The sequence below is a fragment of the Tessaracoccus sp. ZS01 genome (assembly GCF_022342445.1).
Taxonomy (GTDB): Bacteria; Actinomycetota; Actinomycetes; order Propionibacteriales; family Propionibacteriaceae; genus Arachnia.
In genome coordinates, this window is sequence record NZ_PQFE01000002.1 from 212,644 (window position 1) to 224,020 (window position 11,377).

Here is an 11,377-nt window from a genome sequence, read left to right on the forward strand (position 1 = left end):
AGCAGTCCATGACGAAAGGTAACAATGATGTTTGGACTTCGTAAGACGCGCTTCGCGTTCCGATCTGCTGCCCTCGCGGCCGCAGCAGCCCTCCTGTTCACCGGCTGTGGCACCGGTACCACCGACGACGGCGCCGAGCCCACCACCGGCGACAGCACCTCCCAGTCCGCACCCGCCGACAACGGCGCCAACGGCGACCTGACGATCACCTTCCTGCCCAAGAACCTGGGCAACCCCTACTTCGACACCTCCAGCACCGGCGGCAACGAAGCCGTCGAGGAGCTCGGCGGTACCTTCAGCGAGATCGGCCCCACGGAGGCCAGCCCCACCTCACAGGTGAGCTTCATCCAGACCGCCGCGCAGCAGGGCACCGGCGCCCTGGTGGTCTCGGCCAACGATCCCAGCGCCATCTGCGACGCCCTCGACGAGGCCCGCAGCGCCGGCGTGAAGGTTGTCACGTTCGACTCGGACACCAACCCCGAGTGCCGTGACCTGTTCATCAACCAGGCCGACGCCGAGGGCATCGCCCGCGTCCAGGTCGACCTCGTGGCCGAGCAGATCGGCGACGCCGGCCAGATCGCGATCCTCTCCGCCTCCGCCAACGCCACGAACCAGAACGCCTGGATCGAGATGATGAAGGAAGAGCTCGAGGCCAGCCACCCCGACATCGAACTCGTCGAGGTCGTCTACGGCGACGACGACGACCAGACCTCGTTCGACCGCACGGCCGCGCTGCTGCAGACCTACCCGGAGCTCAAGGGCATCATCTCCCCCACCACCGTCGGCATCGCCGCGGCGGCCCGCTACCTGTCGACCTCGCAGTACAAGGGCAAGGTCGCCCTCACCGGCCTGGGTACCCCCAACCAGATGCGTGAGTACGTCGAGGACGGCACCGTGACCGCCTTCGCCCTCTGGAACCCGGGCGACCTCGGCTACCTCGCCGCCCACGCGGCAGGCGCCCTCGTCAACGGCGACATCACCGGCGAGGAAGGCGACTCCTTCGAGGCCGGCCGTCTGGGCAGCTACGAGGTCGGCGCCGACGGCGTCGTCCTGCTGGGCGACCCCTTCGTGTTCAACGCCGACAACATCGCCGACTTCGACTTCTGATCGAGGCGCCGCGGGCCTCTGTGCCTGCACTCCACGTCCGGGGGTCCCGTTCGCGGGACCCCCGCTCCATCCCCCCACCCTGACCTCTGCGCTGGCTTGACCATTCTCAGATGGAATTGTATCGTTTCAATTGAACCGTTTAAATGAACTCCCAACCGCAAGGAGGCGGCCCATGTTCGACCACAGCATCAGCGCCCAACTGGCAGCGCAGGCCATCGAGGTTCCTTCGTGGGCCTACGGAAACTCGGGCACCCGGTTCCGGGTGTTCGGCACCCCAGGGACCCCCCGCACCGTCCATGAGAAGTTGGCCGACGCCGCCCAGGTCCACCGGTACACCGGCCTAGCTCCGAAGGTGTCCCTCCACTATCCCTGGGACAAGGTCGACGACTGGAAGGGCCTGCTGGAGTACGCCGAGGACCTCGGCGTCGGCATCGGCACCATCAACTCCAACACCTTCCAGGACGACGAGTACAAGTTCGGCAGCCTCGCGCACCACGACGCGGGCGTCCGTCGTCGCGCCATCGAGCACCACCTCGACTGCATCGAGGTGATGAACCAGACCGGCTCCCAGGACCTCAAGATCTGGCTGGCCGACGGGACCAACTACCCCGGCCAGGGCGACCTGCGCCGCCGCCAGGACTGGCTGGCCGATTCCCTCGCGGAGATCTACCGGCACATCGGCGAGAACCAGCGCCTCGTGCTGGAGTACAAGTTCTTCGAGCCGTCGTTCTACCACACCGATGTGCCGGACTGGGGCACCTCGTACGCCCACGTCTCCGCCCTCGGTGAGCGCGCCTTCGTCTGCCTCGACACCGGCCACCACGCCCCGGGCACCAACATCGAGTTCATCGTCGCCCAGTTGCTGCGCCTCGGGAAGCTGGGGTCGTTCGACTTCAACTCACGCTTCTACGCCGACGACGACCTCATCGTCGGAGCCGCGGACCCGTTCCAGCTCTTCCGCATCCTGTGGGAGGTCAAGCGGGGCGGCGGATTCGACGCCGCGAACGGCGTGGTCTTCATGCTCGACCAGTGCCACAACATCGAGGACAAGATCCCGGGGCAGATCCGCTCCGTGCTCAACGTGCAGGAGATGACGGCCCGCTCCCTGCTGGTCGACACCGCAGCGCTGGAAGCAGCACAGCAGGCGGGCGACGTACTGGGCGCGAACGCCGTGCTCATGGACGCGTTCTACACCGACGTGCGGCCTGCGCTGGCGCAGTGGCGCGAGGGTCGCGGGCTGCCGGCGGACCCGATGAAGGCCTTCGCCGACAGCGGCTACCTCGCCCAGATCGCCGAGGAACGCGTCGGCGGTGCCCAGTCGAGCTGGGGGGCCTGACCCCATGGATGCGGTCATCGCGGTCGACCTGGGTGCCACCAGCGGACGGGTCGTGCTCACGACCTTCCACGACGGGTGCCCACGGTTGACCGAGGTGCACCGCTTCTCCACTGCAGCCCGGCGCAGCGAGGACGGGCTGCGGCTGGACGTCGTCCCGCTGTTCGAGGACATCCAGGCGGGCATCGGCCTGGCGATGGCGGCCGCCCACGGTGACGTGGCGGCCGTCGGCATCGACTGCTGGGCGGTGGACTACGGGCTGCTCGGCGACGACCAGCTGCTGGACCTGCCGTACAACTACCGCGACGAGCGCACCGCCGCCGGGCGCGAACTGATCGCCGGGCGCATCGCCCCCGACGAGCTCTACGCGCGCACCGGTCTCCAGGATCTCCCCATCAACACCATCAACCAACTCGGTCACGACCTGCTGTCCGGCCGCCTCGAGAAGGCCCGGCACCTCCTCCTGTTGCCGGATCTGCTGGGCCACTGGCTGACCGGGCGGATCGTGGCCGAGCGCACCAACGCCTCCACCACCGGCCTGCTCGACCCCCGCACCGGCGGGTGGGACTGGGACCTCATCGACAGGCTCGGCCTTCCCCGCCGCATCTTCCCTGAGGTCGTCGAACCCGGCACGGTGCTGGGTCCGATCATCAACGGTCCCGCGGCCGGCATCCCCCTGGTGGCGGTGGGATCCCACGACACGGCGTCGGCCGTCGTGGGCGCGCCCCTGCAGGACGACGGCGACGTGTTCATCTCGTCCGGCACCTGGTCCCTGGTGGGCATGGAACTGCCGGCGCCGGTGTTGACCGACGAGTCGAGGCTGAAGAACTTCACCAACGAGGGCGGCGTCGACGGCACCGTGCGCTACCTCAAGAACGTGATGGGGCTCTGGGTCATCTCCGAGGCGATCCGCCAGTGGGAGGCCGAGGGGCACCGTCACTCCCCCGCGGCCCTGGCGCAGGCCGCCCGCCGCGTCACGGACGCGCCCGTGTTCGACGTCAACCACCCCTCGCTGCTGCCTCCCGGCGACATGCCGGCGCGGGTCAAGGCGCTCCTCGGAGGCGACGAACGTCTCGACGACCCCACCTTCTTCACCCGCTCCGTCCTCGAATCCCTGGCCGCCGCCTACGCCGACACGATCGCGGAACTGGCGCACCTGACCGGCCGCCGGCCGCGCCGCGTCGTCATCGTCGGCGGTGGCTCTGCCAACACCCTCCTGAACCAACTGACCGCGGACCGCACGGGGCTGCCCGTACTTGCCGGCCCCGTCGAGGCGACCGCCATCGGCAACTCGCTCATCCAGGCCCGCGCCGTGGGCCTGCTGCACGGCTCCCTCTCCGAACTGCGAAAGGTCTCGATGATGTCCACCGACCTGACCTCCTACCAACCCTCCCCCGAGCGGCCCGTCGGCCTGTTGCGTGACATCGTGGCGCTCTCCAACGAGTTCGGCGCCGACCCGGCCTTCACCCGGGCGGGCGGTGGCAACTCGTCGGTGAAGTCCGGCGGCGTGCTCTGGATCAAGCCCAGCGGTGTCTCCATGGCCACGCTCAGCACCGACGACCTGGTGCCGCTCGCCGTCGACGTTCTCAACGGCGCCCTCGCCAGCCCGGATCCGGATCCCGCTCTCGGCGACCCCGTCAACCACCTGGCCACCCTGGCGAGGCTCGACGACGGACCCCGCCGGCCGTCGGTGGAGATCCTCTTCCACGCCCTCATCGACGACACCTTCGTGCTGCACACCCACCCGCTGCTCATCAACGCGGTGACCTGCAACGCCGACGGCGAGGAGCTGACCCGCCGACTGTTCGGCGACCAGGTCCTCTGGGTGCCCTACGTCGACCCCGGCCTGCCGCTGGCCAGGGAGATCGCCGCACGCCGTGCCGCCTACACGGAGCGCACCGGCCGGCCCGCCCCCACCACCACGTTCCTCATGAACCACGGCCTCATCGTCTCCGGCGACGACCCGGACCAGGTGCGCAGCGAGAGTCACCGCGTCATGCGACGGGTGCAGCAGGCCGTGGATGCCGCCACCGGCGGTCTGCCGGCGGTCGCCGAAGCATTCCGCGCCGCAGTGGGCGCAAAGTTCACGGCGCTCGACGCCAGCACGATCGCCACGCAATTCCCGCTCACAGAGGCCGGCGCCCGCTTCCTCCGCGAGGGGCCCCTGATTCCCGACCAGATCGTGTACGCGGGTTCCTTCCCCGTGGTGCTCAACGAGGGCGACGACGCAGCCGAGGCAGTCCGCCGGCACCGCGAGCAGCACGGGGTGGACCCGGTGATCGCGGTCTCCCCGGGGCTGGGAGTGGTTGCGGTGGGAGCCGACGAGAAGCAGGCCAGGACGGCGCTCGAGGTCTACGTCGATGCGCTGACCGTCGGCCAGGCCGCCACGGCCCTCGGCCGTGTGCGGGCCCTGGACGAGCGGGAGCGTCGATTCATCGAGAACTGGGAGGCGGAGGCCTACCGCAAGCAGGTCGCCACCGAGTAGCTCCTTTCTCAGTCGGCGGCCAGCGCCTCCGTCGGGGGCGCGCTGGCCGCCTTCTGACCGGGCAGCAGCGAGGCCAGAACGGCCGCCACCAGACAGACGGCGATGAGCCCGGCGGTGTAGAGCACGTCGATCGAGAAGTGCAGCTGGACGTTCTCGCCCGGCATCATCAGGAGCGTCGACGACACCCCCAACCAGCCGAAGAACATGCCGGCCACGAGCCCGATGAGCACCCCCACCCCGACGAGGGCGAGGGCCTCCACCAGCAGCATCCAGCGCAGGCCGGAGCGCTGCATGCCGAGGGCGCGGAGCAGCGCGGACTCCCGCTGCCGCTCGATCACCGACAGGCCCAGCGTGTTACTCACGCCCACCAGGGCGATCACCATCGCCACGCCCAACAGGCCAGTCAGCACGATCAGCATGACGTCGAGCACCTGGTTGAGCACCAGGATCGCCCCGGCTCCGGACGCGCCGAAGAAGGCGTCGGGCACCGTCTCCAGGACCTTGACCACTTGGTTGATGGCCTGCAGGTCCCCGCGGTCCTTGAGCGTGATCCAGATCTCGCGCTCCACGGGGTCGCCGGCCAGTTGCTCCAGCGTGGCCGTGGTCACCGAGGCCTGGTAATACTCGAGGCCGGTGCCGGTGACCACCTTCAGCGTCACGTCGCCGTTGGCACCGGGCAGGGTCACGGTGTCCTGGCCCTGGGCGAGCAGGCTCCCCTCAGAAACGACCACCTCGCCGTCCTGCGGATGGGCGTCCTCGGCGATGCGCTTGCCGAGTTCCCGCAGCAGGCCGTTGCGGTCGAAGGCCACCACGTCGTTGTCCAACTGTTTCGCCGGCAGGGTCCGCACCCCGGCGACGCCTTCCATGCCCTCGAGCCGTTGGATGAGATCGGCTGGCACCTCATCGTCGGCGAACGAGACGGTGAAGTCGACGGGATACGTGGCGTGGATGGATTCCGTGCCGGAGGTGCGGGCCGTCGCCAGCGCCACCTGCAGCGTCACGATGAGCCCGACGGCGAGCATCAGCGCGGTGGCCGTCGCCGCGGCGCGCTTGGGGTTGCGGGCGGCGTTGGTGAAGGCGAGTCTGGCCGTCGGACCCGTCCTGCCGAAGACGGCGCCCAGCAGCTTCAGCAGCGGCGGGACGAAGAACGGGGCCGCCGCGAGCACCGCGACCGTCAGGAACGCGCCTGCACCCACGGCCCACAACACGCTCCTTTCGGTGTTGATGCGGCTCATCACGACGAGGAAGACGCCGATGGCCGCGGTGAGGGCCACGAGGATGGTCCGGATGAGGCCGGCCCGCCGTGCCTGGGCTTCGGTCGGCACAGCCTGCAGCGCCTCGAGCGGTTTCACCCTCGACGCCACGATGGCGGGCGCGATGGCCGAGATCATGGTGGCGGCGACGCCTGCGAGCAGCGCGACGAGCAGCTCGCCCCAGCGCACGTCGAGGCCCCAGTAGAGCGAACCCGTGATGGAGCCGCCGATCAGGGCCACGCCGAAGCCGAGCGCGATGCCCAGGAGCGAGCCGACGACACCCAGCAGCAACGACTCCACGACGATGCGTCCCATCACCTGACCCGGCGAGGCACCCACGGCCCGCAGCAGGCCCACCTGCCGACGGCGCTGCGCCACGAGGATGGCGAAGGTGTTGGCGATGGTGATCATGCCCACGAGCAGCGCGACGACGCCGAAGGTCTGCAGCAGGTACTTGAAGATGTCGAACTGGTTCGTGAGGTCGTCGAGCTGCGTCTGCCGCTCGGCGGCCGCCGTCCGCACGATGATGTCGGGGTCCAGGGAGGCCGCGGCCTCGGAGACACCGTCGAAGGCGTCGGCGGCGGAGGCCCGGTCGTCGAGGACCAGTGCGTAATCGGTGCTCACGTACTCCGGGCCGAACTGCAGGTAGCCGACGGTGGACCACAGGGAGGCGGGGTCGTCGGTCGCGCCGACGATGGTGAAGGCGGTGGCGGAATCGTGGTCCGGCGAGACCGAGTCACCGATGTCGGCGCCCAGCGAATCGAGGCCGGCGCGCGACAACACGATCTCCTGCTCGGAGGTGGGCCACCTGCCGTCAACCAGTTCAGACCACTGGAGGTCTGCTGGCGGCACGCTGTACAGCATGCTCACCTCTGACCTGTCGCCGAAGTTGAGGATGGTGGACTGGCCGAACGGCACCTCGTGCACGGCGCGCACCCCGTCGACCCCCTCAAGGGTGTCGACGAGCTCGGGCAGCTCGAGGCCCAGCGTCGTGACGAAGAGGTCCGCATTGGCCAGCGGCATGGTGGTGGACTTGCCCAACGCCGTCTGCTCGGAGTTGACGAAGACGGAGATGGCCGCGATGAAGCCCACGCTGATGGCGATGGCGATGAGGGTGGCCACGAACCGGCCGGGATGGAGCCTCAGCTCAGAGACGGCTTGACGCCACATCAGGCCACCGCCTGCTGCAGGAAGGAGCTGACGCCCTCGGCGGTGGGCTGGGCGATGTCGGCGACGATGCGACCGTCGAGCAGCATCAGCGCCCGGTGGGCGTACGAGGCGGCGCGCGCGTCATGGGTGACCATGATGATGGTCTGCCCGTGCTCCTGCGAGCAGAGCTGCAGGTATTCGAGCAGCGCGGTGCCGGTCTTGAGGTCCAGTGCCCCGGTGGGTTCATCGGCGAAGATCACCTCGGGGCGGGTCACCATGGCGCGCGCGATGGCGACGCGCTGCTGCTGGCCGCCGGAGAGCTGCGACGGGCGGTGGGTGAGGCGGTCGCCGAGGCCCAACGACGCGACGACCTGCTGGAAGAACGGGCGGTCCACCCTCTTGCCGGCCAGTTCGAGTGGCAGCAGGATGTTCTGCTCGGCGGTGAGGGTGGGCAGGAGGTTGAAGCTCTGGAAGACGAAGCCCACCTTGTCGCGGCGGATGCGCGTCACGCTCTTCTCGGGCAGCCGCGCCAGGTCGTCGGTGCCGACGAACACCGAGCCGGACGTCGGACGGTCGAGGCCCGCCATGCAGTGCATGAGGGTGGACTTGCCGGAGCCGGACGGACCCATGATGGCGGTGAAGGAACCGGGCTCGATGCTCACCGAGACGTCGTTGACGGCGACGACCTGCCGGTCGTCGGAACCGTAGACCTTCGTGAGGTGGTGGGTGCCGCACGCAGGACGCGAGGCGGGCTGGGATTGCGTCATGGGGTGTCCTTCCAGAGGTTTCGCCGACCAACCTATTGAGGCCGCCGCACCCGGGGAATCCACCCCACGTCCCGCCTCGCACGTCGCAGGTATGAGGCGACGGTCGACCAGGGTCGTGGAAGACCCCGAGGGTGCGCGGTGGGCGTGTAACAATCTTTCGTGTTTTTCCGAAAGATGAAGTTAATGACGTTCCGTCCGGGTTGAGAGTGGTACCTGAACGACGGTTTACCCGGCCTGGATGAAAACGGGATAGGGTCAATCAACGGCCGGAAGGACAAGTAATGCCGGAAAGAAAACACGCAGCGATCCTGCGTTGGCTCGCCTCCAGCGGCGTGACAGACATCAGCCTGAGCTGCCAGGAGTCGTCGTTATCCGGCTCCGTGGTTCTGGACCGCTGCCTGACGGAAGTTCCTTTCGCCTGGCTGGTGGAGTTGGCCGTTCATTGCCGCCTCCACCTCGCAGTCGATCACTGTGAGCATTCAGCCGAAGCGGCCACACGGTTCGCCAACTTGGCCGTGCTCACCCGCCGCATCCGGCTCGACGGGGGCCCCGGCGCCGGCGCGCAGGTCTTCTACACCTCGCCCCCCGTCACGGACCCCGATGATCTGCCGGCAGGCGCCGCAGCCGTCCTGGCCCCTCGCGGCACCTACGCCGAGCGGCTCGCCGTGGCGCTGGCGTCACTCCCCGAGCCGTCGCCCGTCACACTGAGCCGCTGAACCGGGACGTACCCTCCGCAACGTGAAGGGGGCCGGTGTGGATCATCCACACCGGCCCCCTTCTCACGGAACGGGCGGAAACCTCAGGCCTGGCCACCGAAGAGCGATGTGACGGAGCCGTCGAGGAACACCGCGTCGATCGCCTTGGCGATCAGCGGTGCGATGGACAGCACAGTGAGGTTCGCGATGGGCTCCGGCGTGCGGAGTGGCAGCGTGTTGGTCACGATGATCTCGTCGATGCCCGAGGCGTTGAGGCGCTGGGCCGCGGGGCCGGAGAACACGGCGTGCGTGGCCGCCGCGATGACCTGCTTGGCACCGCGTTCCTTCAGCGCCTGGGCAGCTTGTGCGATGGTGCCAGCGGTGTCGATCATGTCGTCCACGAGGAGGCAGATCTTGCCTTCCACGTCGCCGACGACCTCGTGCACGGCGACGGTGTTGGCCTTGTTGGGGTCGCGGCGCTTGTGGATGATAGCCAGCGAGCAACCGAGGTAGTCGGTCCACAGGTCAGCCAGGCGGACGCGGCCGGCGTCGGGAGACACGATGGCCATCTCGGAGGTGTCGTACTTCTCCTGGACGTACTCGCTGAGCACGGGCAGGCCCCAGAGGTGGTCCACCGGGCCGTCGAAGAAGCCCTGGATCTGGGCGGCGTGCAGGTCCACCGACATGATGCGGTCCGCGCCTGCGGCCTTGTACAGGTCTGCCACGAGGCGCGCGGAGATGGGCTCGCGGCCCAGGTGCTTCTTGTCCTGGCGGGCGTAGGGGTAGAACGGGGCCACCACGGTGATGCGCTTGGCCGAGGCCCGCTTGAGCGCGTCCACCATGATGAGCTGCTCCATGATCCACTCGTTGACCGGAGCGGTGTGCGACTGGATGACGAACGCGTCGCAGCCACGGACGGACTCTTCGAACCGGACGTAGATCTCGGAGTTGGCGTAGGTCAGAGCGCGGGTTGGCACCAGCGGGCAGCCCATCAGGTTCGCCACCTCCTCAGCGAGCTCGGGGTAGGCGCGCCCGCTGAACAGCATCAGGTGCTTGTCGTTCTTGGCGATCTGGTGGGACATGTGGCTCAGGCCTTCTTTTCTCGGGACTCGATCACTGCCGGATGGATGGTGCCGTCGCTTTCAGCCGCTGCTGCGGCCTGCTTGGAATCCGGACGACCGCGGGTCATCCAGCCCTCGACGTTGCGTTGCCTCCCCCGGGCCACGCCCAACGCACCCGCAGGCACGTCGTCCGTGATCGTAGACCCAGCGGCCACCAGCGCGCCAGCGCCGACGTCGACGGGTGCCACCAGGACGGAGTTCGATCCGACGAAGGCGGCCTTGCCGACGTGGGTGGTGGACTTGTGGACGCCGTCGTAGTTGGCGAAGATCGTGCCGGCCCCGATGTTGGCCCCTTCGTCCACGATGGCGTCGCCCACGTAGGACAGGTGCGGGATCTTGGTACCCGCCCCGATCTGCGCGTTCTTCGTCTCGACGAAGCTGCCGATCTTGCCGTCGTCGCCCAGGATCGTGCCCGGCCGGAGGTAGGCGAAGGGCCCCACTGTGGCGCCCTCACCGATCACGGCGAACGATCCGTGCGTGCGGATCACCTCCGCGCCAGGGCCCACCTCGACGTCCATCAGGCTGCTGTCGGGGCCGATGATGGCGCCCTCGCCGATGGTGGTGGCACCCATCAGGATGACGCCGGGGTTGAGCAGCACGTCGGGCGCGAGATCCACGTCGACGTCGATGAAGGTGGACGCCGGGTCGATCATGGTGACGCCCTTGAGCATCCACGAATCCCGGATGCGGCGCTGCATCTCCTGGTTGATGCGGGCCAGCTGGATCCGGTCGTTGACACCCTCGGTCTGCCAGACGTCGTCGACGAGGTGGGCGCCGACCCTCTGCGACCGCTCGTGACAGAACTTCACGACGTCCGTGAGGTAGCGCTCGCCCTGGTCGTTGTCGGTCTTGAGCGATGCCAGGCCCTCGCGGAGACTGGCCGCGTCGAAGACGTAGATACCGGAGTTGATCTCCGTGATGGCGCGCTGTTCCTCCGTGGCGTCACGGTCCTCGACGATGCCGGCGACCTCGTCGTCCTCGCGGATGATGCGGCCGTAGCCCGTGGGATCCTCGACGCGCGAGGTCATGACGGTGACGGCGTTGCGGCGGCCGCGGTGGACCGCGACGAGTTGCCGCAGCGTCTCGCCGGCCAGCATCGGCACGTCGGCGTAGGTGACGACGATGTCGCCCTCGATGTCGCCGAGGCCGGCGAGCCCGCACTCCACGGCGTGCCCGGTGCCGAGCTGTTCCTCCTGGACGGCGGTGGTGAGCTGCTCGGACAGCTGCTCCAGATGGGCCACCACCTCTTCGCGCTGATGCCCGACGACCACGACGAGTCGCTCCGGGTCCAGCGCGGCCGCGGCCGACACCGCGAAGCTCAGCATGGGCTTGCCGGCCACTTCGTGGAGGAGTTTGGAGGTTTTGGACTTCATGCGCGTCCCGCCACCCGCGGCGAGCACGATGACCGCCGCGACCTGCGCGAGCTCGTTGTCAGTGTTGGACACCAGAATTTCCCTTCGACGACGG

The 11,377-nt window shown here is 68.6% G+C and carries 8 protein-coding genes; 4 read left to right on the plus strand and 4 right to left on the minus strand.

Annotation, left to right across the window (positions count from 1 at the left end; genetic code table 11):
* Nucleotides 1-27: 27 nt before the first annotated feature.
* The 3 genes from rhaS (at nt 28) to C3E87_RS04845 (ending at nt 4,925) form a co-directional block, all read left to right on the plus strand.
* Complete coding sequence (gene rhaS, locus C3E87_RS04835) at nt 28-1,107, plus strand: rhamnose ABC transporter substrate-binding protein (protein WP_076060010.1); 1,080 nt, start codon at nt 28-30, stop codon at nt 1,105-1,107.
* Nucleotides 1,108-1,279: 172 nt separating this feature from the next.
* Nucleotides 1,280-2,443 carry an L-rhamnose isomerase gene (gene rhaI, locus C3E87_RS04840; protein ID WP_076060013.1) on the plus strand — a complete coding sequence of 388 codons (1,164 nt, stop codon included), beginning with the start codon at nt 1,280-1,282 and terminating at the stop codon, nt 2,441-2,443.
* 4 nt (nt 2,444-2,447) lie between these two features.
* A complete protein-coding gene (locus tag C3E87_RS04845; protein ID WP_076060016.1) occupies nt 2,448-4,925 on the plus strand; it encodes an FGGY-family carbohydrate kinase in 2,478 nt (825 codons plus the stop codon).
* Nucleotides 4,926-4,933: 8 nt separating this feature from the next.
* Here C3E87_RS04845 and C3E87_RS04850 read toward each other — a convergent pair whose 3' ends face one another.
* Nucleotides 4,934-7,348, minus strand: a complete 2,415-nt coding sequence (locus tag C3E87_RS04850; RefSeq protein ID WP_076060019.1) for an ABC transporter permease — start codon at nt 7,346-7,348, stop codon at nt 4,934-4,936.
* Nucleotides 7,348-8,094, minus strand: a complete 747-nt coding sequence (locus C3E87_RS04855) for an ABC transporter ATP-binding protein (protein ID WP_076060021.1) — start codon at nt 8,092-8,094, stop codon at nt 7,348-7,350. The genes C3E87_RS04850 and C3E87_RS04855 overlap by 1 nt, the downstream gene beginning before the upstream one ends.
* Before the next feature lie 281 nt (nt 8,095-8,375).
* On the opposite strand from C3E87_RS04855, the gene C3E87_RS04860 reads away from it, so the two are divergent.
* Complete coding sequence (locus C3E87_RS04860; protein WP_143570889.1) at nt 8,376-8,810, plus strand: hypothetical protein; 435 nt, start codon at nt 8,376-8,378, stop codon at nt 8,808-8,810.
* 83 nt (nt 8,811-8,893) lie between these two features.
* On the opposite strand, the gene C3E87_RS04865 is transcribed toward C3E87_RS04860, so the two are convergent.
* Both C3E87_RS04865 and glmU read right to left on the minus strand, forming a co-directional pair.
* Nucleotides 8,894-9,871, minus strand: a complete 978-nt coding sequence (locus C3E87_RS04865) for a ribose-phosphate diphosphokinase (protein ID WP_076060027.1) — start codon at nt 9,869-9,871, stop codon at nt 8,894-8,896.
* Nucleotides 9,872-9,876: 5 nt separating this feature from the next.
* Nucleotides 9,877-11,355, minus strand: a complete 1,479-nt coding sequence (glmU, locus tag C3E87_RS04870) for a bifunctional UDP-N-acetylglucosamine diphosphorylase/glucosamine-1-phosphate N-acetyltransferase GlmU (RefSeq protein ID WP_076060029.1) — start codon at nt 11,353-11,355, stop codon at nt 9,877-9,879.
* Between the last annotated feature and the right edge of the window lie 22 nt (nt 11,356-11,377).